This is a genomic window from Haloarchaeobius caseinilyticus, assembly GCF_051207395.1.
Taxonomy (GTDB): domain Archaea; phylum Halobacteriota; class Halobacteria; order Halobacteriales; family Natrialbaceae; genus Haloarchaeobius.
Genome location: NZ_JBPJZC010000002.1, coordinates 152,647 through 175,966, shown reverse-complemented (window position 1 = coordinate 175,966; position 23,320 = coordinate 152,647). Strand labels below are relative to the sequence as shown.

The 23,320-nt window shown below is 62.1% G+C and carries 24 protein-coding genes; 10 read left to right on the top strand and 14 right to left on the bottom strand.

Annotated elements, in window-relative coordinates; genetic code table 11:
• Nucleotides 1-71 precede the first annotated feature (71 nt).
• Both ACSC1P_RS12185 and ACSC1P_RS12180 read right to left on the bottom strand, forming a co-directional pair.
• Nucleotides 72-650, bottom strand: coding sequence for a chemotaxis protein CheW (locus ACSC1P_RS12185; protein ID WP_435360458.1), 579 nt, complete (start codon nucleotides 648-650; stop codon nucleotides 72-74).
• Between the two features lie 45 nt (nucleotides 651-695).
• Nucleotides 696-1,601, bottom strand: coding sequence for a prenyltransferase (locus ACSC1P_RS12180; RefSeq protein WP_435360457.1), 906 nt, complete (start codon nucleotides 1,599-1,601; stop codon nucleotides 696-698).
• Nucleotides 1,602-1,769: 168 nt separating this feature from the next.
• Between ACSC1P_RS12180 and ACSC1P_RS12175 the strand changes: the two genes are divergently transcribed.
• The 5 genes from ACSC1P_RS12175 to queC all read left to right on the top strand — a co-directional run bounded on the left by ACSC1P_RS12175 (nucleotide 1,770) and on the right by queC (nucleotide 5,200).
• Nucleotides 1,770-2,135 (top strand): ArsR/SmtB family transcription factor, encoded by a 366-nt coding sequence (locus ACSC1P_RS12175; RefSeq protein WP_435360456.1) that lies wholly within the window; start codon nucleotides 1,770-1,772, stop codon nucleotides 2,133-2,135.
• 164 nt (nucleotides 2,136-2,299) lie between these two features.
• A complete protein-coding gene (locus ACSC1P_RS12170; RefSeq protein ID WP_435360455.1) occupies nucleotides 2,300-2,764 on the top strand; it encodes a 6-pyruvoyl trahydropterin synthase family protein in 465 nt (154 codons plus the stop codon).
• 1 nt (nucleotide 2,765) lies between these two features.
• On the top strand, nucleotides 2,766-3,566 hold the full coding sequence (locus tag ACSC1P_RS12165; RefSeq protein ID WP_435360454.1) for a 7-carboxy-7-deazaguanine synthase QueE: 801 nt from the start codon (nucleotides 2,766-2,768) through the stop codon (nucleotides 3,564-3,566).
• Between the two features lie 5 nt (nucleotides 3,567-3,571).
• A complete protein-coding gene (locus ACSC1P_RS12160) occupies nucleotides 3,572-4,414 on the top strand; it encodes an RNA ligase family protein (protein ID WP_435360453.1) in 843 nt (280 codons plus the stop codon).
• Between the two features lie 36 nt (nucleotides 4,415-4,450).
• On the top strand, nucleotides 4,451-5,200 hold the full coding sequence (queC, locus tag ACSC1P_RS12155; RefSeq protein WP_435360452.1) for a 7-cyano-7-deazaguanine synthase QueC: 750 nt from the start codon (nucleotides 4,451-4,453) through the stop codon (nucleotides 5,198-5,200).
• A gap of 17 nt (nucleotides 5,201-5,217) precedes the next feature.
• Here queC and ACSC1P_RS12150 read toward each other — a convergent pair whose 3' ends face one another.
• From ACSC1P_RS12150 to ACSC1P_RS12125, 6 genes are all read right to left on the bottom strand, one after another.
• Nucleotides 5,218-6,174 (bottom strand): DMT family transporter, encoded by a 957-nt coding sequence (locus ACSC1P_RS12150; protein ID WP_435360537.1) that lies wholly within the window; start codon nucleotides 6,172-6,174, stop codon nucleotides 5,218-5,220.
• Between the two features lie 130 nt (nucleotides 6,175-6,304).
• Entirely contained in the window at nucleotides 6,305-6,862 is a 558-nt protein-coding gene (locus ACSC1P_RS12145; RefSeq protein ID WP_435360451.1) for an NAD(P)/FAD-dependent oxidoreductase, read from the bottom strand.
• Nucleotides 6,863-6,938: 76 nt separating this feature from the next.
• Complete coding sequence (locus tag ACSC1P_RS12140; protein WP_435360450.1) at nucleotides 6,939-7,421, bottom strand: SRPBCC family protein; 483 nt, start codon at nucleotides 7,419-7,421, stop codon at nucleotides 6,939-6,941.
• Between the two features lie 77 nt (nucleotides 7,422-7,498).
• Nucleotides 7,499-7,927 (bottom strand): HTH-type transcriptional regulator LrpA1, encoded by a 429-nt coding sequence (gene lrpA1 / locus ACSC1P_RS12135; RefSeq protein WP_435360449.1) that lies wholly within the window; start codon nucleotides 7,925-7,927, stop codon nucleotides 7,499-7,501.
• 58 nt (nucleotides 7,928-7,985) lie between these two features.
• Nucleotides 7,986-8,921: a thiamine pyrophosphate-dependent enzyme gene (locus tag ACSC1P_RS12130; protein WP_435360448.1), complete on the bottom strand. Its 936-nt coding sequence runs from the start codon at nucleotides 8,919-8,921 to the stop codon at nucleotides 7,986-7,988.
• Between the two features lie 3 nt (nucleotides 8,922-8,924).
• Nucleotides 8,925-10,832: a 2-oxoacid:acceptor oxidoreductase subunit alpha gene (locus ACSC1P_RS12125; RefSeq protein WP_435360447.1), complete on the bottom strand. Its 1,908-nt coding sequence runs from the start codon at nucleotides 10,830-10,832 to the stop codon at nucleotides 8,925-8,927.
• A 191-nt stretch (nucleotides 10,833-11,023) separates the two neighbouring features.
• Here ACSC1P_RS12125 and ACSC1P_RS12120 point away from each other — a divergent pair, with 191 nt between their 5' ends.
• On the top strand, nucleotides 11,024-11,599 hold the full coding sequence (locus ACSC1P_RS12120) for a hypothetical protein (RefSeq protein WP_435360446.1): 576 nt from the start codon (nucleotides 11,024-11,026) through the stop codon (nucleotides 11,597-11,599).
• Between the two features lie 29 nt (nucleotides 11,600-11,628).
• The gene (locus ACSC1P_RS12115; RefSeq protein ID WP_435360445.1) at nucleotides 11,629-12,339 is read left to right on the top strand and encodes a nitroreductase/quinone reductase family protein; all 711 of its coding nucleotides are present in this window, start codon (nucleotides 11,629-11,631) and stop codon (nucleotides 12,337-12,339) included.
• 32 nt (nucleotides 12,340-12,371) lie between these two features.
• On the opposite strand, the gene aroC is transcribed toward ACSC1P_RS12115, so the two are convergent.
• From aroC to ACSC1P_RS12095, 4 genes are all read right to left on the bottom strand, one after another.
• Complete coding sequence (gene aroC / locus ACSC1P_RS12110) at nucleotides 12,372-13,517, bottom strand: chorismate synthase (RefSeq protein ID WP_435360444.1); 1,146 nt, start codon at nucleotides 13,515-13,517, stop codon at nucleotides 12,372-12,374.
• Nucleotides 13,518-13,733: 216 nt separating this feature from the next.
• Complete coding sequence (locus ACSC1P_RS12105; RefSeq protein WP_435360443.1) at nucleotides 13,734-14,972, bottom strand: alkaline phosphatase family protein; 1,239 nt, start codon at nucleotides 14,970-14,972, stop codon at nucleotides 13,734-13,736.
• A gap of 87 nt (nucleotides 14,973-15,059) precedes the next feature.
• Complete coding sequence (gene aroA / locus ACSC1P_RS12100) at nucleotides 15,060-16,340, bottom strand: 3-phosphoshikimate 1-carboxyvinyltransferase (protein WP_435360442.1); 1,281 nt, start codon at nucleotides 16,338-16,340, stop codon at nucleotides 15,060-15,062.
• 127 nt (nucleotides 16,341-16,467) lie between these two features.
• Nucleotides 16,468-16,662, bottom strand: a complete 195-nt coding sequence (locus tag ACSC1P_RS12095; RefSeq protein ID WP_435360441.1) for a YegP family protein — start codon at nucleotides 16,660-16,662, stop codon at nucleotides 16,468-16,470.
• Between the two features lie 152 nt (nucleotides 16,663-16,814).
• Here ACSC1P_RS12095 and ACSC1P_RS12090 point away from each other — a divergent pair, with 152 nt between their 5' ends.
• The 3 genes from ACSC1P_RS12090 (at nucleotide 16,815) to ACSC1P_RS12080 (ending at nucleotide 22,191) form a co-directional block, all read left to right on the top strand.
• Nucleotides 16,815-17,579: a CehA/McbA family metallohydrolase gene (locus ACSC1P_RS12090; protein ID WP_435360440.1), complete on the top strand. Its 765-nt coding sequence runs from the start codon at nucleotides 16,815-16,817 to the stop codon at nucleotides 17,577-17,579.
• Between the two features lie 216 nt (nucleotides 17,580-17,795).
• Nucleotides 17,796-21,239 carry a PKD domain-containing protein gene (locus ACSC1P_RS12085; protein WP_435360439.1) on the top strand — a complete coding sequence of 1,148 codons (3,444 nt, stop codon included), beginning with the start codon at nucleotides 17,796-17,798 and terminating at the stop codon, nucleotides 21,237-21,239.
• Nucleotides 21,229-22,191, top strand: a complete 963-nt coding sequence (locus ACSC1P_RS12080; RefSeq protein WP_435360438.1) for a hypothetical protein — start codon at nucleotides 21,229-21,231, stop codon at nucleotides 22,189-22,191. Before ACSC1P_RS12085 ends, ACSC1P_RS12080 begins: the two co-directional genes overlap by 11 nt.
• Nucleotides 22,192-22,196: 5 nt before the next feature.
• On the opposite strand, the gene ACSC1P_RS12075 is transcribed toward ACSC1P_RS12080, so the two are convergent.
• A complete protein-coding gene (locus ACSC1P_RS12075; RefSeq protein ID WP_435360437.1) occupies nucleotides 22,197-22,427 on the bottom strand; it encodes a SelT/SelW/SelH family protein in 231 nt (76 codons plus the stop codon).
• Between the two features lie 43 nt (nucleotides 22,428-22,470).
• A complete protein-coding gene (surE, locus tag ACSC1P_RS12070; protein ID WP_435360436.1) occupies nucleotides 22,471-23,265 on the bottom strand; it encodes a 5'/3'-nucleotidase SurE in 795 nt (264 codons plus the stop codon).
• Nucleotides 23,266-23,320: the final 55 nt, after the last annotated feature.

Here is a 23,320-nt window from a genome sequence, read left to right as displayed (position 1 = left end):
AAATGCTGTTGCCCCGTTATCAGAGAAGATAATCGATAGCAGACGGGCCCTCAACGCCGTTTTCTACAGAATTAGGGGGTAACCTGCTCCACGGCCTGTCCCGATGCTTCGATGAGTCCTTTGATGTCGAGTAATCCGATACGTTCGCCAGGAGCATCTTCCGGATGGATGAGTGCCGTGACGAGCGGGTGGTCGGCCGCCTCGTCGTCGACGTGGTCGTCCGGGACGATGACCCGCATGGGGAACAGTTCGACGCCGACCACGTCGTCGACGCGAATACCGACGCCCTGCTTGTCGGAGGGCCGGTCGAAGACGATGACACGCTGGCGCTCGGGACGCGTCGGTTCCTCGCGGACGTAGAAGTGGACCCGCGGTTCGATGATGGCGGTAATCTCGCCACGGAGGTCCATCACGCCGTCGATGGCTGGCGAGGTCCGTGGGATGCGCGTCCGTTCTGTGAGCTTCACGATGCTCTTGACCGCGTCGACGCTCACCGCGAGCGGTGTCTCACCGATTTTGAAGACGACGAACCGCTCGACCTCTTCGGGTTCTTCGGTCTGTGCACGTTCTTCTTCCGGCTCTTGTGTTTGGCCCCCAGCCGGCTCTTCCACCTCGATGTCCAGCAGTTCGTCGGGCAGGTCCGCTGACATTCTTATACGGGTATGTCCCCCGGGAGGTAAAAACGTTGACCCCCGTTAGCCGACCAGCGCCAGGACCGTCTCGGACGCGACGAGCGTCCAGTCGGTGGGGACGAGCGTCCAGCCCATCAATTGGAGTGCGGCCAGTGCGACCATCGTCACCACCGTCTCGGCAGGGGATTCGGTTCTGGTGAATCGCCGTGCGCCACGCGCTGCGAGTGGAACGACGAGGAAGCACGGCCAGCAGACGATGGCTGGAGCCACCCCGGCCACCGGTAAGAGGGCGAGCAGTCCGAACGTGCTGCCGGCGGCGGCGAGATACGCGACCCGCAATCGACTCGGCGACCACCGCGTCGGAAGTGTTCGCTTTCCGACCGCGGCGTCGGCGCGACGGTCCGGCCACTGGGTGGCGAGCAGGTTGGCGAACACGTAACTCGCGAAGGGGAGGACCGCGAGCACCGCCCGAGCGTCGAGCGGGCCACCGACCACGGCGACGCCGTAGAGTGGCAAGAGTAGTCCACCGAGGAACGCGTTCGTCACCTCGCCGAGACCACGCCACGCGAGCGCGGGACCGACCGAGTACGCCCAGCCGAGGACTGCGATGCTCGCCAGCGTGACGACGGCTGCTGGCCGAAGCGTTGCAGTCGCGACCACGACGCTACCAAGTGTGAGGGCGATAGCGCCGACGAGCGAGACCACAGCAGCGGCCAGTGCCACTCGTGGCGACAGCCCCGTCCGAGCGAGTGCGCCACTGCCGCCCGAAAATCGTGTTCGGTCGGTCAGTTCGTCCGTCTCGTGGTCGGCGTACTCGTTGATGTAGTGGACGCTCGCTGCGGTCGGGAGCAGTGCCATCGCCCCGACGACGACGGTGTCTGCGCCGACCGGCGCGCCACGAGCCGCAGCCATGGCGACTCCCAGCGCGTAGACGAGAAGGATGAGCAGGAGGTGTGACGGCCGTGACATCTTCACCCCGGCGTACAACCGGGGCCAGCGCGAGGGCACGTGGTTCACCGACGATGACACGACCAGCGCTACGGTCGACGACCGCAAAGCGGCACCGGTCCCGACATATAAACACAGAAGCATGTGACCACAAGATTCAATTCTGATAATCGAGAATCTGTGTAATCGATGGGTACGACTACTGGGCGGAACATCAGGCGCGAGGAGGAGGAGGCTGCCGACGTACTGACCACGCTCGGCAACAAGTACAGCGCGGAGATACTGTGTGCGGCACAGAGTCCGACCTCTGCACAGGAACTCTCGGACGACGTGGGCATTCCCATCGCGACGTGCTACCGTCGCATCGAGGAACTCGTCGACGCGGGCCTGCTCCAGTGTGAGGGCCGACAGCTCTCGAACGAGGGGCGACGGACCAACGTCTACCGACGCACACTCGACCAGTTGGCCGTCGACTTCTCCGACCCTGACCCCTCGTTCTCGCGGAAGGAACGGTCGGAGGCGAAGAACCGACTGCAGGACAAGATGGACGACTGACGACGGTCGACCCTTCTGGGACGGCGCGGCGTGGGCTGGTGGCTGTGGGTGACCCACGTCGCGCTTCTGTGCGGGCGGAACGCTTCCGAGCGACTGCAGACGGTGTTCTCACGGTCGTTCTCACGCATCAGCAGATTCAAGTGCAACCTGGGTAATACTCCAGTATGACCCAGAGATTCGACGCTACCGAGCCTGGCGGCCGTTCGCTAACCGACCACGAACGGACACTGTACGTCGGTCGTGACCGACCGATTCGCATCAGTGCTGGCCATCGTATCCTCCACCACGAAGGGAAATGTTCGCGCCCGCACGGACACAACTACGAAGTCGCCGTCGCCGTCACCGGCCACCTCGCCGAAGAAGGGTGGGTCGTCGACAAGGGAGATATTACCGACGTAATCTCCGAGTGGGACCACAGATTCCTGTTGGAGGCGGGCGACCCACTCGTGCAGGCGTTCGAGGACGCGGGCGACGCCGACGGCCTCGTCGTGCTCGACCACCCGCCGACGGCCGAAGTGATGAGCGTCCTACTGGAGGAGAAACTCACGGAACAACTGCCCGACAACGTGACAGACGTTGCGGTGCAGGTCTCTGAGACGAGCGAACTCTGCGGCGGCAGCGAGTTCTGAGATGCCCGTCACGAGTGAGGCACGCGAGGAGACCGACGCGGGCGAGCAGCCCACCGAGGATGGCGACGCGCTCCCCATCAACGAGTTGTTCTACTCGTTGCAGGGCGAGGGCGTCCTCGCGGGCGTCCCAACCGTGTTCGTCCGAACCAGCGGCTGCAACCTGCGCTGCTGGTTCTGCGACTCGTACCACACCTCGTGGGAACCGACCCACGCGTGGATGGATGTCGACGAAATCGTCGCCGAGGTCGAATCGTACGAGCAGGCCGACCACGTCGTCGTGACCGGCGGTGAACCGCTCATCCACGACACTGTCTCCGACCTCCTGCGCGAACTCGACGACCGCGGCTATCACACGACGGTCGAGACGAACGGAACCATCGTCCCCGACGCGCCAATCGACCTCGCCTCCATCTCGCCGAAGCTGGCCAACAGCACGCCGACCCCAGACCGAACCCGCGACGATGGCGAGGCTGTCGACGCCGACGGCTGGGCCGAGAAGCACGAGGCGAACCGCATCGACTACGACGCGCTCGCGAGCCTCGTCGAGAACCACGACCACCAGTTGAAGTTCGTCGTGACCGGCCGAGAGGACATGGCCGAAATCGAGTCCGTCGTCGCCGCCGTGCGTGACGCCGCGAACGTCCCGATTCGTGACGAAGACGTACTCCTGATGCCCGAGGGCGCGACCCGCGAGCGACTCGAACAGACCCGCGCGACCGTCGCGGAACTGGCGATGGAGTACGGCTACCGCTACACGCCGCGACTCCACGTCGACCTCTGGAACGACGCCCCCGAGACGTAGCCACGATGCACCAGTACCCGCCCCTCCCTGACGCCGACGACGCGCCCGATTCGCTGTTCACCGAGGGCCACCTCTGGCTCTCGGAGAAAGTCGACGGCGCACACCTCCGGTTCGAACTCGCAGATACCGGCGTGCTCCGATTCGGCGACGAGAATCGGGTGTGGCGCGACGGCGATGTTCCCGAGCCCTACGGCCACGCAGTCCGGCACGTCCGTGAGTCAGTGGACCGCGAAGCGTTGCGAGACGCGGCCGACGGCGCGGGCGGCCTCGTCGTCTACGGTGTGGCGACCCAGCGACGGGCCATCGACTACGACTGGGACCAGATTCCCAATTTCCTCGGCTTCGACGTGTGGGCCGGCGAGCGCGACGCCTTCTGCCCGCCGGACATCGCGGAGAAGGTCGTCGAAGGAATCGGCCTAGCCGCGATAAACACGTTCGACCGCGAAGTACCCGCGAAACACTTCCACCTGGACCGATACGAGATTCCGGATTCGGACTGGTACGACGGTCCTGCCGCAGGCGTCGTGTTCCGGAACAAACGCGGCCTGCGGGCGAAACTCGACGCGGACTGGCTGGACACAGCCGACGGTCCAGGCCCAGTCGACGTGAACGCGGAGGAATTCGCCGAGCGCACCGTTTCTGAAGGAACGGTCCGCCGTATCGTCCGCGACCTCGATTCGGCCGGGCGGGCGACGACCCCAGAAGCCGTCGTGCCTCGCGTGACCGAGCGCGTCTTTCGGACCGAGTACGCCAGCATCACGCACCACGAGAGCAGCGTCGACCCAAAGGAAGTGAAGTCCGCCCTTGCGGCCCGTACCCAGACGCTCCTGAATCGCATCGACGACTGACTACCGACTGACCGACAAGAGACACGATTTCGACTCATGGCATCAGACACCACAACGACCGACGAATCACCGACCGACACCGAACCGAAGCGCGCCGTCGTCCTCGCCTCCGGGGGGATGGACTCGGCGACCGCGGCCTACGAAGCGATGGAACAGGGCTACGAACTGTACCTGCTCCACACGTCCTACGGCCAGAACACCGAAGCGAGGGAGTACGAGTGCGCCCGGCAACTCGCCGACGAGGTCGACGCGAACGACTTCCTCCACATCGAGACGAGCCACCTCGCCAAAATCGGCGCGTCCTCGCTCACCGACGACGAGATGGCGGTCGAAGACGCAGACCCCGATGCCGATGACGACGAGATTCCGGACACCTACGTCCCGTTCCGTAACGCGAACCTGCTCTCGATGGCGGTCTCCTACGCCGAGGCGAACGAGTGCGACGCCGTCTTCATCGGTGCACACTCCGAGGACTTCGCAGGGTACCCCGATTGTCGCCCAGCGTTCTTCGAGGCGTTCGAGAACGTAGTCGACGTGGGCACCCGCCCCGAGACGACCATCAGCATCGAGGCGCCGTTCGTCGAGTGGTCGAAGACGGACATCGCCGCTCGTGGCACCGAACTCGGCGTCCCGTACGAACACACGTGGAGTTGCTACCGCGCGGACGAACCCGCCTGCGGGACCTGTGACTCGTGTGCGTTCCGACTCGAAGCGTTCCAGAACGTCGGCGAGCGCGACCCCATCGATTACGCCGAGCGACCCGACTACGCGGAGTCGGACGACTGAGCAACCGAAACTGCCGACTACGACTGCGATTTCTGTGTCGAGTCAGCAGGTGATTCCGCGGCTGCTTCTACCCGCTCGTCCGGCGGTTCGTCTGCCGAACGTGAGCGAACGACGACGGCGATACCGACGAGTGCGACTGCCCCGCCGACGATGGTGGCCACGCCGGGCACCTCGCTGAAGATGAGGAGTGCGAGAATCGCGCTCCCGACCGGTTCGCCGAGTAGCGAGACGCTGACGACCGACGACTCGACCCGTTCGAGCAACCAGTTGATGACCGTGTGGCCGAAGATGCCCGGACCGACGGCCATCCCGAGGAAGAGCAGGTACTCGGAGAGCGGGTAGCCAGTCAGGTCGTGGCCTTCGTAGACGACGAGCGCGAACAGGCCGATGGTACACGCGCCGTAGACGATGGTGACGTACGGAAAGAGGCTCACGCGCTGGCGGAGCGACCGGCCGGCGAGGACGTAGATAGAGGCCATCGCCGCGCCGAGGACGGCCAGTCCGTTGCCCAGCAGTGGTTGCGGCGCGGCCGAACTCGTCGGCGCCCCGAGCCCGATGATGGCGGCTCCGGCGACTGCGACGAGGATGCCCGCGACCATGCGGCGCGACACTCGCTCTGAGAGGACTGCCCACGCACCGAACGCGACGAACAGCGGTTGCGTTTGCACGAGCGTCGCACTCGCCGCGATAGTCGTGTACTCGAAACTGAGGAACCAGAACGCGAAGTGGGCGGCGAGTGCGATGCCCGTGACGAGTGCCACGGCGAGGTCTCGTGACGTGATGCGCGCGAAGTCGCCTGGGTTCCGCCGGAGCGCGACCGGCGTCACCAGCGCGGTCATGAACAGCACGCGGTACAGCGCCTTCACCGAACTCGGTGCCTCCTCGGACAACTCGATGAGCGGCGCGCTCGTACTGACGGCCACGACGGCGACGGCGAGCGCGACCACGGGCGGCACCGCAGTGATTCGGGACAGGCGACTGGACGACACAGGACGATGGATGGTGGCCCGCAGTTTACTGCTTGCGATAGCGGTGGTCTCACTTCTCGCTCGGCGTCGCTCGTCGAGGGCCACCGAGACTGAACCGAAAACAGGCGACTGTCTCTTACTCTGCGTCGGCAGGCACGTCGAAGTCGTGGAAGTGCTCGCCTTTCTCTTTCGAGAGGATGTTCAGTGCTGCCGCAGCGCCGTCACCGGCGGAGATGACGGCCTGCCACTCCTCGGCGCGGACCATTGCACCGGTCGCATAGGCGTCGTCGACCGAGGTCTCCATCGAGACACCCACGTCGACGGTGTCCTCGTCGGTGAAGTCACAGCCGAGCGACTCGGCGAGGTCCCGGTTCGCGCCAGTGGCGAGGACGAGGTACTCCGCACTGTACTCGCCCGTGTCAGTTTCGAGGGTGAACCCGTCGTCCGTCTTCGTCACGCCGGACACCTCGACCCCCTGGTGGCGGTCGACGCCGAAGTCGTCGACTTGCTCGCGCGATTTCTCCATGAACGCAGAGCCGTCCTCGGACTCGATGCCGAGGTAGTTGAACAGATGGGCTTTGTGCATCCACGTCTCGTCGGTGTCGAACACCGTCGTATCGAGGTCGTTCTTCGCTGTGAACAGGGCGGCCGAGAGGCCGGCGGGACCGCCGCCGACGATTGCGACTGTTGCCATGTGATGAGGTAGCATCCACTGGCTCAAAAGGACCTGTTTTCCCCGGACAGCGTGCCGCTTTCCGTGACGGGTTTCGTTACGATTCGAGCAGTCGCTTCGTCGTGTGGTGACGGCCGCGGAACATCGGTTCGAAGCCGACCCACGCCAGTGGGCCGACGAGGTCACCCAGCCCGTTTCCGGGCAGGCGGTATTCGACGCGGTCCTCGACGCGGGTCGCGTCGCCGTCGGCGTAGAAACTGTGCGTGTGGGTCCACTCGCGGAACGGTCCGCCTCGCATCTCGTCGCGGAAGTACGCCGCGTGGTCGTCGACGCGTCGCTCCGTGATGACCGAGGTCCAGGTCTGGCGCGGCCCCACGTCGAACGGTCGCATCGACATGTGTATCTCGGTTCCCGGTTCGAGTTCGTCCGGTTCTTCCTCGCCGTCGGGACCGACGACGCGCTCGATGCGGAGGTGCATCCAGTCGGGTGTGAGGGCTTCGAGACCAGAGACGTGCGAGTGGAACTCCCAGACGGTCTCGAACGGCGCGCGAACCGTCGTCTCGCGCTGGTAGACGGGCATGCGAGAGCGTAGGGTCCGGCGTCGCAAAAGAGCGCGGGTGGCGGAATCGACCGGAGTGACTCGACGAACGCGAGACGTTACTTCAGGCGCTCCTGCAGGAACGACGGATGTGCCGCAGTGACCCCTTCCAGTGAGAGAATCTCGTCGTGAATCACGTCACCGAGTGCGTCGCCGTCGGGCGCGCGCACCTCGGCCATCAGCATGTGGTCGCCGCTGGAGGAGTACAGCGATTCGACCGAGTCGAGGGCCTTGAGCGCTCGGGTCGCCTCCACGTACTGCCCGCTGTCGACGTCGATACCGACCATGGCGATGGACTGCGAGGAGAGCTTCTTCGGGTCTACGTCCGCGGAGTAGCCGACGATGACGCCTTCCTCTTCGAGCTGTCGGATGTACTTCCGGACCGTCGGCTTCGACACCTCGGCTCGTTCGGCGATTTCGGCGTACGACGCCTGTGCATCCGCTTCGAGAACTGAGAGGATGCGGTCGGCCGTCGATTCCGTACTCATACCTAATCGTTTGCGCCCGCGGAAAAATAAGTTTTGAATCCGAAAACAGATTCGGCGCTTACTTGTGACGCTCGAGCAGGTCGTAGCTGCGCTCCCACTCGTAGTCGTCGTCGAAGTAGCGCTCTGCGAGCGGTTCCTTCGGCATCTCGCCGATGTCCATCTTCTGCTGCTGGTAGGACTGACTCTCGTCGTCGACGTAGTAGCGACCAGTGAGAACTTCGCCCTCGTAAAGCTTGTTCTCGGTCTGATACATCATCTCGGAGGCTTCCTGCCGGTCGTGGATGTCGTGCTCGTAGTCGTCGGAGTCCTGAATGTCGACGTACGGGACGTACTGCTTTGCGTCCTTGTTCCACGTCGGACACTGGGTCAGGAAGTCCACGTGTGCGAAGCCGTCGTGTTCGATGGCTTCCTTGATGATCTCCTTCGCCTGGTTCGGGTTGACCGCGGCGGTGCGCGCGATGTACGTCGCACCGGAGGTCAGTGCCAGCGACAGCGGCCGGATGGGCGTCTTCGTGTTCCCGTGGGGCGTCGTCTTCGACTTGTGGCCCTTGGGCGAGGTCGGCGACGTCTGACCCTTCGTCAGGCCGAAGACCTCGTTGTTGAACACGATGTAGGTCATGTCGTGGTTCTCCCGGGCGGTGTGCATGAAGTGGTTCCCGCCGATACCGTAGCCGTCACCGTCACCGCCGGCGGCGACCACGGTCAGACCGGGGTTCGCCAGTTTGGCGGCACGGGCGACGGGCAGGGAGCGACCGTGAATCGTGTGGAAGCCGTAGCCGTCGAGGTAGCTGTTCAGCTTCCCGGAACAGCCGATACCCGTGACAGTCAGGGTTTCCTCGGGCGTGCGGCCGATTTCGGGCAGCGCCTGCTTCAGCGCCTTGAGCACACCGAAGTCACCACAGCCTGGACACCACGTCGGCTGCGGCTCGTTGATGGGTGTGTACTCGTCTCGTTCGATGTCGCGCTCTTCCCCAATCGCGTTGAATGCACTCATGGTCTAATCACCTGCTGCCGGTTCGATTCGAACCTGTGCGTCCGGTTCCTCGATGTTGCCCTCGAGGATGGCCTCGAAGCCTTCGACGACCTCGGCCGGTTCGAACGGGTTCCCGTTGTACTTCAGCAGCGAGGAGAGCTTGGGACCGTAACGGCCCAGCTCTTTCTGGAGGAGTCCACGGAACTGCGCGGTGGCGTTCATCTCGACGACCATCGCCTCGTCCACGCTCTCGATGAACTCGCTCACTTCGGTCGCCGCGAACGGCATCATGTCGGAGACGCTGATACCCTTCACGGAGTGACCCGCGTCGTTGAGGCGGTCGATTGCCTCCTCGACGCTCCCCTGGGAGGAGCCCCAGGTGATGATACCGTAGTCGGCTTCGTCGGGACCGAAGTAGGTCTGCTGGCTGTCGTGCTCTTCGTCGAGTTCCTCGCGGATGGATTCGAGCTTGCGGGTCCGTCGGTCCATCTGGCGGACACGGTTGTCCGTGTCCTCGGCGATGTGGCCGGACGGCCAGTGCTCGTTACCCGAGGCGAGGTAGCGACCGCCTTTCTGGCCCGGCAGCGAGCGCGGGCTGACACCGTTCGCGGTCTCGCCGGCGTCGCTCTGGTAGCGCATGAACTTGCCAGAGGCTTCGTGTGCGGCCGACTCGAGTTCCTCTTCGGTGAGCGTCGACCCGAGGCTCGGGTCGGGCTGACGGTCGAAGAAGCTCTCGTCGACGCTGACGTTCTCGCCGGAGAGCTTCTGGTCGTAGATGAGGATCGTCGGAATCTGGTACTCGTAGGCGATGTGGAACGCCATGCGAGTCTGGTCGTACGCCTCGCGGACGTTACCCGGCGCGAAGACGACGCGCTGGGAGTCGCCCTGCGAGGTGTACATGACGTGTTCGAGGTCGCCCTGTTCGGGCTTGGTCGGCATCCCGGTCGAGGGACCGGCACGCATGGACTCGATGAGCACCAGCGGCGTCTCGGTCATCTCGGCGAGGCCGAGCGGCTCGGACATCAGTGCGAAGCCACCACCGGAAGACCCGGACATAGCCTTTGCCCCGGCGTGACTGGCACCGAGTGCGAGGGCGGCCGCCGCGATCTCGTCCTCGACCTGTTCGGAGATGCCGCCCATCTCCGGCAGGTTCTGGGACATGATGGTGAACACGTCAGTCCACGGCGTCATCGGGTAGCCGGCGATGAAGCGGCAGCCAGCGTCGATGGCACCGTAGGCGATAGCGTTCGAACCCGAGACGAGGACCTGGTCCTCGTCGTGCTCGCCCGTCGGGACGCGCAGGTCGTGGTCGAAGTCCCACGCCTCGGCCATCTCGTAGGCCTCGCGCAGGATGTCGACGTTCGCCTGCAGGACATCGCCGGACATGGCGTCGTCCATCAGGTCCTCGATGTGGTCGAGCTGCATACCGAGCAGTGCAGCGGTGACACCGACACCGGCGGTGTTCCGCATGACCTCGCGACCGTGTTCCTTGGCGAGGCCACGGAGGTCGACCGGGTAGAGGTTCCAGCCGTTCTCCTCGGCGCGGGCTTCGAGGTCTATCTCCTCGATGTCCTCCTCGTCGAACAGGCCGGTGTCGTAGACGATGACACCGCCCTCACGGAGTTCGTCGAGGTTCTCCGTCAGCGGCTTGATCTCCTCGTCGCCGTAGACGGCTTCTTCTTTGGGGTTGCGAGCGAACGAGTCGCCCAGTGCGAGCAGGCAGTTGTACCCGTCCCCTCGAGACTGTACGTCGTGCCCTGCGGCTCGAATCTCCACGTACGTGTGGCCACCACGAATGCGGGATGGGTAGTGGCGGTGTGTGAAGATGTTCAGACCCGAGCGCATCAGGGCCTTCGCGAAGTTCTGACTCGTCGAGTCGATCCCGTCACCGGAACCTCCTGCGATTCGCCAGATGAGTTCGTCATCAGTCATTCGAAATTCACGGCCCCCAGTGAGGCCTCAGTATCCGAAACTTCGACCGAGTTGGACTAAAGCCTTTGCTATACATTAGCACAGATTAATTGTGATAAACACGAAAACAAGTTTCAAATTCACCACCGAGTGCACAACGGCTCACCCCACAGTAAGGGGCTTTTCAAGGCCCTCAGCGACGTATTGTACGCATGAGTCAAGAGACGAGTCGACGAAACCCAGCCATAGGGTTGCCACTTCGTGTCACGAAGGCGAGACCGCTAGAACGACGATTTCGGTATCAGTTACTCGGCCCACTCCCGAACGTACTGCTTCGGTCACCGCTCCGCGGCCTCTACCCGGAGTCTCTCACACTCGCCCGTGTCACCGACCTCGTCGAGGACCAGACGACGATAGCGCGCGTGAGCCTGCACCGACTTCCACACACCGAAGAGACGTATATCGTCGCCCGCGGCGACTGGTGGCGACCGCTGTTGGAAGCCGGCACACTGGAACTCCTCGTCGACGGCGAGTGGGTTCCGGTCACCGTCTCGGTGACAGAGCGACGACGCAAAGTCGCCGAGTTCGCTCGTGACTACGTCGACGCACACGGCAGACCTGCCGGGACCGACATCGGCGTCCTCGTCGAAGGAGACGGCGACGCGCTACGCGCGCACTACCTGCGGGCGCTCGAAGGCACAGTGCTGCTCACCATCGAGTCGCGCGACGGTGGCAAGCGGGCGGCGGCTCCCGAAGCTCCCACGGTCTCCGCCGGCAGCGAGCGCTGAGTTTTCCCGGCTACGCCCCTATCTCTAGTATGGCTGCGCCGGAACGGTGGGAAGAGTCCCCCGAGGAAAACCACGCAGACTCAGAGTCAGAATCAGAGTCAGCGCCAGCCAGCCAACCGCCTTCTGAGGAGGAAGCACCTGAAACAGCCGAAAACACGCTGCCGAGGGAAGCGGCTGGCGACGCCGACCAGACACGGCGGCCGGTCCGGGTCGAGCGCGTCGAGCCAGCGCCACGACTCTTCGTCCGATTGCTGAACCCGTTCGTGAAGCTATGGCTCCGTTCACCACTGCACGTACTGTTGAGCCACACCTTCTGCCTCCTCTCGTTCACTGGTCGAATCTCCGGAAACGAGTACGTCGTGCCGGTCACCTACTGGGAGGACGGCGACCGAAATGGTGGTGACGACCACGACCTGTCGGTCGCCACCCACTCTGGCTGGTGGAAGAACTTTCGTGGAAACGCCCCGCTTCGACTCTGCTTGCGTGGCGAGTGGGTCGACGCCACAGCCTGGGCCGTCTGCGACGACGACGAAGTCGCCACCTTCGTCCACGAGCGCCTGGTCGAAGAACCAGCGGACGCTCGTCTCCTCGGCATTCAGTTCGAAGGGTACGACGTTCCGACGCCTGCAGAACTACAGCCGGCTGTCACTGGAACTGTCCTCGTCAGAATCCGACTCGCTGTGCCACCCGAACCGACGAGACGGCATCATCGGGCACCGCACTCGGGTCGAATCGGGTGATGGGATGCACATCAGACGAGTCAGGGAGACCCCTACTCGGGCCGACTCGGGTGATAGTCGGTCCGGTACTCACCAACGTCGCCGTCGAGTCTGTCGGGGTTGACGCGCCCGCTCAGTAGCATGAAGTCGACGAGCGTGAGCGAGAGCATGGCCTCGACGACCGGGACGCCGCGGGGCGGGAGGACGGGGTCGTGGCGACCGATCACCTGTGCTTCGACCTCCTCGCCGGTCTCCCAGTCGACCGTCTGCTGTTTCTTCGGAATCGAGGTCGGCGCGTGCAGCGTCACCTCGCCGTAGATGGGTTCGCCGGAGCTGATACCGCCCTGAATCCCGCCGTGGTCGTTCTCGACCGGCTTCGGGTCGCCATTTTCGCCGAACTCCCAGTCGTCGTTGCGCTCGCTCCCGGTGTACGTTCGCGCCTCGCGACCGAGACCGAACTCGAACGCCGACGCCGCGGGCACGGCCATCATCGCCTGCCCGAGTCGTGCAGAGAGGGAGTCGAACCGCGGCGCGCCGAGTCCGCGGGGGACGCCGCGTGCCTCGAAGTAGATGCTCCCGCCGATGGAGTCGCCCTCTTTCTGGTACTCGCTGATTCGCTCGCGCATCTCCTCGGCGGTCTCGGGGTGGGCACAGCGAACCTCGTTCTCTTCGGTGTGTTCGAGCATCTCCTCCCACGTCACTTCGGGCGCTTCGATGTCGCCGATCTGGTTGACGTGGGCTTTCAGTTCGATGCCCTGGCTCGCCAGAATCTTCTGTGCGATTGCGCCACCGGCGACCCAGTTGACCGTCTCGCGCGCCGACGACCGGCCGCCGCCGCCCCAGTTGCGCGTGCCGAACTTCGCGGAGTAGGTGAAGTCGCCGTGGCTCGGTCGCGGGGCCGTGATGAACGGCTCGTACTTCTCGGAGCGCGCGTCCTTGTTCTCGATGACCATCCCGATGGGCGTCCCGGTGGTGTAGCCGTCCTGCACACCGGATTTGATGGACACCGCGTCGGGTTCGCCCCGACTCGTCGTAATCATCGACTGGCCCGGTTTGCGTCGGTCAAGTTCTTTCTGTACGTCGTCTTCGTCGAGTTCGAGACCGGCGGGACAGCCAGAGACCGTCACGCCCATCGCCTCGCCGTGGCTCTCGCCGAAGGTCGTCACCTGAAACAGACGACCGAATCGATTCCCGTTCATACCCCCGACTCCGGTTCCCGGGAATATAGGGTTTGTACAAGCCGCAAGAAGCACCCCCGTAGAAGACGCGCCGACGTGTCGACGTGTGTGCGTCGAGGTGTGCGTTCAAGTACGAAGCCGCGGCCAGCGTCGTCGTGCCCTGACGACCTGTTCCCGTGTGGTCCGCGGGTGTGCGACGAGCCCCACGGGAAGCTCACGAAAAGTCGCCTGTTCGCCTCACTCAGTCAGTTCCGAGAGACGTACGGCCGCCACCTGCGTCAGCATCTCGTCGGGGTGAAGCCCACCGTGCATCCCGACCAGTTCGAGGTCCTTCGGGTCAGTGTCACCCCACCACGCCATCAGGTAGCGGTGGGTAAGTACGAGGTCGCCAACCCGTCGCAGGAACGGGTCAGACGGTTCGACATCGCCGAATAACTCTCGGTCGAGGACTGCTTCCTGCGTGAACACTTTCGCGTCTAGTTCATCGAGCAACAGCTCACGAACGTCTCCGATTCGGTCGGGTTCCAGATGGAGGTTCACGTTGCGTGGGCTCCCGGAGAGTCTGACTGGTTCCCCCGTCGCATCCGTCTGGAGCGCGTCGACGAGTTCGTCGTACTGGTCGAGGTTCACGTTCAGGTCGGGGTCGGTGTTCACGTGGCCGTGATCGGCCGTTACGAGCACGAGTGTCTCTTCGGCGACCGTGTCGTCGACCTCCCCGAGCGAACGCTCAATCGCATCGAACACGTCATCTATGGTCTTGCGGTACTCCGTGGAGCGAGTCCCGGTGTAGTGTGCCTGATGGTCGACGTGGGGCAGATAACAGAAGGTGTACGAGGGACCATCGGCAGCAGTGAGTGCCGCTTCGACCGTCCCCGGGAACTCGTCCAGCGACTCGTACCGGTGTGTCGTCGCTCCATCGTACGTTCCCGGGAACGGCAGTACGTGATGGGACTCGACGCCAGCCTCGGCCAGTGTCGGATAAATCGGCTCGGCGTTGCACACGTCGTCCTCGGTGAGACCGTCCGGGTCTGTGCCGGTCTTCGGCTGGAATTCCAGCGCAACGAACGGCTTCGCTCCGAGCGGGTCCCACACGTCCCAGCCGACGATACCGTGTTCTGCTGGGAGCGCGCCCGTGTGAAACGTCGTGATAGCGGCCGCAGTCTCGCTCGGGTAGATGGACGTGAGCGGCGTCACTCGCGCCGTCTCGCTCAGTTCGTCCAGAAACACGTGATGTTCGCGCTCTCGTTTCCACTGGTTCCAGCCGAAGCCGTCGACGAGGAAGACGAGAACGTTCTCCACAGCAGTGTCCACGCCATCGAACACGTCGGTGGGGAGCGTCCGGCCGGTTTCAACGCCGAGAAGCGACGCGACCGTATGCGGGACGCTCGCGAAGCAGTAGCCGTCGTAGTCGGGAAAGAGGTAGCCGTCTTCGAGCAAACGCTCGTTGAGAACTGTCTCGATAGAGGTCCGAAACATGGATACCAGTTCGAAGACCGCGTAAAAGGGTATGACGGTGGTACGTCACGACGAGTCACCGTCACGACCCCGTCGTTTCGACCCGCCTTACCGTCGAACGTCCGCACCGAGGTCGTACAATACGTCGAAGAAGTCCGGGAAGGACACGTCGACGTGTTCGCCCCCCGTGACGGTCGTCTCCCCGTCCGCGACGAGTCCGGCGATGGCGAGCGACATGACGATTCTGTGGTCGTGGCGGCCGTTGACCGTCGCACCGGTCAGGTCGCTTTCGTCGCCGTGGACGACCAGCACGTCCTCGTGTTCGGTGACGCTGGCACCGAGTTTGGTCAACTCCTCGGCCATCGCGGCGACGCGGTCGGTCTCCTTGTAGCGGACGTGTTCGACGTTCTCGATCCTGGTCTCGCCATTAGCAATAGCACCGAGCGTCGCGATAGTCGGGAGCAAGTCCGGCGTGTCGCCCACGTCGACCGTGACGCCTGTGAGGTCGGCCTGTTCGACCGTAATCTCGCCGGCGTCGCGGTCCCACTCCACTGGGGCACCCATCTGTTCCACGATATCGACGATGGCGGTGTCACCTTGCGAACTCGGCTCCGCACCGCGAATGACGACCTCGTCGTCGCCAGCGACAGCACCGGCCGCGAGGAGGTACGAGATGGAGGAGAAGTCGCCCGGAACTGCGTACCCGTCGCCAGCGTCGTAGGTCTGTCCGCCAGCGACGCGGAAGCCGTCGTCGGTTCGCTCGGCCGTGACGCCGAACGCGTCGAGCACGTCGAGCGTGATGTCGACGTACGGCGCGGACTTCAGTTCGGTCTCCAATTCGACCTCGATGCCGTCTTCGGTTACAGCACCGGCCATCAGGAGCGCAGTGATGTACTGGGACGACACGTCACCGGGAATCGAGACGCCGTCGCCCGAAATCGGTCCCTTCACGACGAGCGGTGCCTGTCCGTTGCCGCGGGTGCTCTCGGCTCTCGCGCCGAGGTGGTCGAGTGCGTCGAGGAGGGGACCCTGTGGCCGCGAGCGGAGCGAGTCGTCACCAGTGAGAACCGTGATTCCGTCAGCGAGGCCCGACGCGGCGGTCACCAGTCGCATCGTCGTCCCGCTGTTCTCACAGTCGAGTACCTGGTCGGGCACGCCCGGCTGCCCGTCGAAGCCGGTCACGTCGAGGTGGTCATCTTCGATATCCACCCCGCCACCGAATCCTTCGACTGCTCGCATCGTCGCCCTCGTGTCGGCACTCACGAGTGGTGCGGAGACGGTCGTGCCCGCGGAGAACCCTGCGGCGAGAATCGCACGGTGTGTGTAACTCTTCGACGGCGGTGCTTGCGCAGTTCCCTGCACCCGTGACCGAGCGATAGTGACGTCCATGTGCTTCGCCACGAAGGGTCCCGGCAAAGACCTCCCGGTTGCGGTGACATTCTCGGCGCTGTCGATGAACGACACCAGTGACGGCTCCCGTGAAAAGCGACGTGTGCGACCGACCTCGAGGGCCGGTTCACTTCTGTTTCGTGGCGATTTCCTTGACGACTGCATCCGTGGCGTTCCGTTTCACGCCCTCGATGCTCTTCTTCGCGTTCTCCTTTCGGGTGAACCCCTCGCCCGCTGTCGCGAGTATCTGCCCGTTCGCGTGGCGCAACCGCCAGCGGTACTCGCCACGCTTGTCCTGGTACAACTCGAACGTCGCTGCCATAGACTATGATAGGTACTAGCGGCCGATAAACAATCCTCTCGGTCGCTGAGGAGTGCTCGGAAACCTACTCCCGTCCGGGTGTCTTCCCGAGGCGCTCGATACCGATGCCTTTGGGCGGAAGATATTCGACTGCCCACTACAGACGTAGTATCATGTCGGGTAGAGAGGATTCACTCCTCGCGCTGGACCTCCACGTCCACAGCGACGCGTCCTACGACGGGCACGAGCCGGTCGAACTCATCCTCGAACACGCAGCCGACATCGGCCTCGACGGGGTCGTTATCACCGACCACGACCGTATCGAGGCGTCCCGTCGGGCAGCCGACCTCGCGGCCGAATTCGGACTGGTCGGCGTCCCCGGCGTCGAAGTCTCGACGGCCGACGGCCACCTGCTCGCCATCGGTGTCGACGAACGGCCACCCCGGGGAGAACCGCTCGCCGACACCGTCGAGACGGTCCGACAGTTCGGCGGAGCCGCCGTCGTTCCGCACCCGTTCCAGCGAACCCGACACGGCGTCCGCAAGTCGAAACTCAGCGACTGCGACGCCATCGAAGTGTACAACTCGATGCTGTTCACCGGCTACCAGAACCGCCGCGCGCGCCGCTTCGCGCGAAACCGCGGCTACGGCGAAGTCGGCGGGAGCGACGCGCACTACCTGATGAACGTCGGACGGGCCTACACGATTTTCGAACTCGACGACCCCGTGGATAGCCCCGCCGACGTCACCGCCGACCAGATCGTCGACGCGCTCCGCGCCGGACAGACGCGAGTGAACGGCATTCGCACCCCGATTCTGCAGAGCACACAGCAGTACGCCATCGGAGCCGCGCGTAAGAGTCTGTACGAAGTGACCTCGCGGATTCCCCGGATGGCGGCGCGGCCGAAGGCGGTCGCCGAGTTCATGTCCGAGTCGTGACCGCGATTCGCTGAGAGTGATAACGAAACCCCAGTGACAACGCTCCCAATACGTCGGTGGGTGTGGGTTTCTCCTGTTTCCTCTGGCATCTATCGCGAATACGCCGCGGTATAGTCCAGCACACACTATAAAGAATTTAACGAAATAGATATCTGATTATTTATAACGTATGCCGATGCAATTCCAGACTACTAGGTGATGAAAATATATTTGCTCGTGTCACTGTTCGTGGTGACACAGACGGTAGTTCCGCCCGCTGGCGTCGGGGAGACTGGACCGCACGCTCGTGGACTGCTCGACGACAACGAACGCCCGCTCACCGATGCTGGCCTCGACCAGCGCGTCGAGTTCGGGACCACGGTCGTACTCGATGGACGGGGAAGTAACGACCCGGACGGTTCGATCACCGCCTACGAGTGGCGTATCGAGACGCCGACCGGAGCGATACATTCGCCAGCGTGTGCGACCTGTGCCGAGACACAGTTCCGCCCGAATCAGACCGGCCGCTACACGGTCACGCTGACCACGACCGACGACGACGGAGCGACGAGTACGGACTCACTCTTCGTGACCGTCACCGCGGGCAGCGGGCCGAGTGTCTCGCTTTCGGGGACCGATACCACGACGGTGGGGACACCGACGACAGTTCTCGCGTCCGTCTCCGCAGGGGACGGCTCCCTCGACCGAATCGAGTGGTTCGTCGACGGCACATCAGTAGGTACGCGCCCGGCCGCCGCGCCCGATTCGAACCGTCTCCGACCCGCGTTCCCGCTAGCTGGAACGCACGTGGTCCGCGCGGTCGTGTACGACGAAGTCGGTCGCACTGCAGCGGCGACTCACAGCATCGTCGTCAGTACCCCCACTCCCCCGCCGAACGGGACCCCACCCAATGGCTCCGTCCCACCGGGCGGAACCCCACCGAGTCCACCTAGTGGCCCGGGGAACGGCTCTGCATCGCTCGCCTCGATTTACGCTCCGACCGTCAGCGGGCCCCGGGTCGTGACCGGCGAGGCCCCACTGGCCGCCACGTATTCGCTCGACGGTCTGCCACCTGCGTCCGACCTCCACGGTCTGACGTGGTTCGACGCTGCGACCGCCCGAGGAACAGCACAGACCCTCTCGGTCGAGTGGGAACCGGGCGACAGGCAACTGTTCGCAGTCGTCGAGTACCGGGATGGCTCGACCGATATCGCGACGTTCACCGATGGCTCCACGCGCGTCGTCGCCGACCCCAAGCCCGACGTGTCGCTCTCGAATCTCGACAACGCCAACCACGTCGCCGGCGACATCGTCGCCACTGACGACTACGCGAACCTGCTTCGGGTGACAGTGACCGTCGACGGAGAGATACAACTCAAGAAGGACGGTTCAATGAGAGGACGAAACCCGACACTCGGTGACCACGTCGCCTCGTCGTTCTCCTTCGAAGACATCGACCCGAACGAGTCTCACACGGTGACGATAACCGTCGTCGACGGCCGTAACCAACGAACCACGATTACCCGTGAGGTCGAACCCGTCGGCGAGATCGAGGTCGTCCGCGCCGGCTTCGTCAACGGTCCCGTCGACTCGATGCACCGGCGTATCGACCCATCACGATACATCGCGCACCACGTAGTCGAGGTGGAGTTGAACGGCAACGATGCTGAGGATATTACGGCGTCGTACTTTAATCCAAGAGAACAACTGAAGAGGTTGGATCCAATCATTCACGCGGGCACAGAAGTAGTTGATAATGACACAAAAGTTCTGCTCCATTCTTATTGGGCAGGTACAAGAGCCGATGATTATACCATAAGACATAAAATCTCGCGTGGGGGTTGGAGGAATACCACGGTAACTGGTGAGTCTACACTTGACGTGGAGCCAAGCGATCCCGAGTTAGTTCTTACAACCGAAATAACGGGGACTGAGCCGGCAGAAAGGGACTGGGGCATAATAGTAGACGCAAGCCGGTCTTTCGACCCAGACCACACCCAATTGAAATTTGACTGGACAAAAGGGGCAAACGCTAGAGATGGACAGTCCGGGATCGGAAAGTTCTCTTCCCGAAAAATGGGCGGCTTAATCGTCACTGACCACAATGGTGGGCGAAGTTCCCAGATGTGCTGTTTCCTCCAGTACTTCGCACCCCAGATCCGAGATATTGAAGAAACAACTGAAGGCCCATACAACGACACAGATACCGTCCGATTCAATGTGACTTCGGACTGGTATGCGTTTACTAAGGTGTCCTCTGAATATTCTATTCCGCTCTCATATGAATCTGAATCACCAGCAGTAAAGATCGTCAGACAGGGTGTCCGAATGGATTATCCAGATGATGTTCCTCAGGATTCAACGTCGAATCGACTTCGACGATACGTCGGCATCATTGAAATCAAGGCAAAGGCGTTGAATGGACCGGATAAGCAGCCAGTACTTTGGCTCGTGAATCAGGAAAACCCCAGCCGGATTCGAAACGGGATGACTCTTTCTGGTGTCGAAATCAACAATTCTGAGCAAAAACGGGTCTTCCGGACGAATGCGACTATCAATAGCATTGTATATCAGGTACGTAATCAAAATGGAGAAGATAGCGTAACTGTAGACAGTCATCAGGAAGTTCAGAGGTATCTACAGAACGACTATACTGTGTCGAAGGAGGGTAAGGAGATTACAGGAATTCAATTGGAGGAACTCGTTGAAGTCACAGAACAAGTGAGTGAGACTAGAGAGTTCGATTCTATTGAGGACCGAAAAGCGTTCGTCATGGCCTCAACGAAGTGGCAGGCAGACGGTCGAGAGATTACAAAAACTACGGAGTTAGATACTCAATTCGAGTGGCGTAATGGGGTGTGGGGACATGGAAACTACACGGGAAAAACACGAATCGTGGCTGTCCCAGCCCAGAGGCAAACAATATACCAATATCTCTACAGAGTTCAGCGTTCCAGTTCCAAGACGATCACCGTCAAAAAGCCAATAACTGTGGCGAAAAACGTCACAAAAGAGCGACGAGAGCGTGTCTGCAACGGTCTCGTTGGTTGCTATGTTCGAACAGTTGAGTATGAGACGACTGTTGAGGTGACAGTCATGAAAGAAGTGACCAAGCAGGTGACGGACACATACTGGGATACGGAAAAGTACTGGGCTGAGATGCCGAGATCACCTGGCCACCGGGCTACTGGTAAGCAAGACGAGGTTATTGTTACACCTGCAAGTGAAAATAAGCAGTATCAGTATGAGATAGAGCGAAAAGTTACAGAGTCTAATACTGTGTTTTTTGCAACCAAGACTGTCGAACGGGTCGTCCCTGAATGGAGAGATTACCTGCTCGTGTCTGATCCAATAAGAGCAAATGAATTAGCGAATATGAATGGTGTCCGTATTGGTCAAACCAGTGCTGAGAAATACTGGGTGATGACTAAGCCGGCTACTACAACAGAGATGGTCTACGAGTATGAGAGTAAAGATAACGTCATCAGAACGATCGCGTTCGTTAGTGGGGACGAGAAGATAGAGCGATTTGGTCAAGAAAGTGAGGGGCTAGTAGTAGAGGATGCTGGAACATTTGTGGAAGAGATGAGCAGAGAGGGTGCGATATCTGAGAACGAATTCCTTTCTATTATTAGAAAATATTATATTAATTCGGAGTGTGGTGATAGAGATGACTGCTGAGAAAATAAAATCGGCGGTACTGGTGGTGTTACTACTCAGTTCGATCTCTCTAAGTGCTGCTGGAGTAACTGGCTCTGATAAATCCGACGTCGGATATGGAAGCGAGTACTCAAAAGAGATGGTCTCAGTAGACGGGGTTAAATTCAATATACAATTCTCAAAAGAGAATCTTTCCGTAACAGTTGTCGGTGAAAACACAAAGATGGATCGCGTAAGTTCGTGGCTAGCCTTGTCAATAGGACGAACAACCATACGAAATGAGTATGTGAACCTGACAGGAGGTGAAACATGGACCAAAAAATTCGACCTACGCAGCTACATACCTGCTGATAAGCAGAACCATTCTCTCTCAATTGGCACATTTGGAAACCATACTTCGTTCAACTTCTCCCTCGACGTCTCCTCTGCGGACCCGAAAGGCGTCGAACTCCCCGAGATTCAGAACGTCGAAATCGACTCTGTAGAGGTCGACGGCGAGGAGACGGCGGTCGCCAGAATCACGGTACGGAACGAAGCGAGAGTGCAGTATCTGACGAATATTCGCGTCTCGACGCTGCACACGAACACAGACGGACCGGACTCACGGGTACCGATGGAGAACGACACGAGGGTCGTCGTCGTCAGACTCAACGAGGACCCGGACATGAAGGTGGCCGGAGAGGTCCGCCTCTACACGCGGTGGATTCACAACGACTCGTTCATCCAGGACCAGGTCGAGTTCGTCGGCACGCCAGACGGTGAGACGGCGGTGTGGAATCGGTCGTACGAGCCGATAATGGTTGAGTACGCAGACACGGACCCGGACGAGGTGTATCACTACCAGAACGCCAGCGTCGAAGAGCAAAACGACGCGATTTGGCGAGAACGGCTCGAACCCATCGCCATCGTCGCTGTGGGGTTCCTCGTGGTGTTTCTCGTCGTCGTCGCAGTCGTCACTAGACTGCGGCGGTAGCGAGGCTACAGCTGGCTCTGCACGTTTCGCACGATTTCGTCCACGTCGAACTCGTCTTCGCTCTTGTCGAACACCGGGTCGCCGTCGACGCGGACGACGAAGACGCCGTGGTCGCCGGTTTTCAGGGTCACCGACTCGATTTCTTGGCCGAACGTTTGCAACAGCACGTGCTGGACGTCTTCGGCACGGTTCAGGAAGCCACAGGGGTGACAGTACTCGATTTCGACTGCGGTCATAGTCGACCTAGTCTGGCGATAGGGGAAAGCGCGTCGTTCGGGGTCAGTTCTGTGGGTACGTCTGGGCGAGGGCGTCGAGCGATTCGTGGTGTTTCGTCGTGTGTGGAGCGGTGAGCGGCGAGACGCTGACCTGTCCGTCGACGACGGCGCGGCGGTCGGTTCCTTCGGGGTCGGGGATGTCGCCGGTCGCCATGCGCTCCCAGACGCGGTCGTGGAGCGAGACGGTGCCGGATTCGACCGTCGCGTCCATGTCGTAGAGGTGCGACGGCTGGGTAACTGCGATTTCGGCTGGTTCCTCGCTCGGCAGTGGCGCGTTGACGTTGAGGTAGTCGGCTTGTTTGAAGACGCCAGCGCCGAGGGCGTGCCGGGTGAGGTACGTGGTGACTCGCGCTGCCTCGTCGTAGTCTTCGAGCGGGACGGAGATTTCCGACCACGGTCTGTCGTCTTCCGGGTCGAAGGGGACGTACAGCGAGACGGCGATGGCGGGGACACCGAAGAATGCGGCCTCGACGGCGGCACTCACGGTCCCGGAGCGACCGAGGACGTAGTGGCCGAGGTTCGCACCGCGGTTACAGCCGGAGACGACGATATCGGGGTCGGGAAAGAGCGCTTGCAGGCCGGCGACGACACAGTCAGATGGCGTCCCGTGGACGGCGTACCCGAGTTCGTGTTCGTCGACCTCGACGTCGTTCGATATCGACCGGCCGACGGCGCTCTGGTCGGTCGCGGGTGCGACGGCCGTGACGTTTCCTACGTCGGCCAGTGCGTCGTAAATGGCTCGAAAACCGGGGCTGTCGATGCCGTCGTCGTTGGTCAACAGGATTTCGAGGTCGCTCATGCGCGAGGCGACGGCGGGGGTCTCTAAAAGCCCACCGTTCAGGCGATGGCGGGGA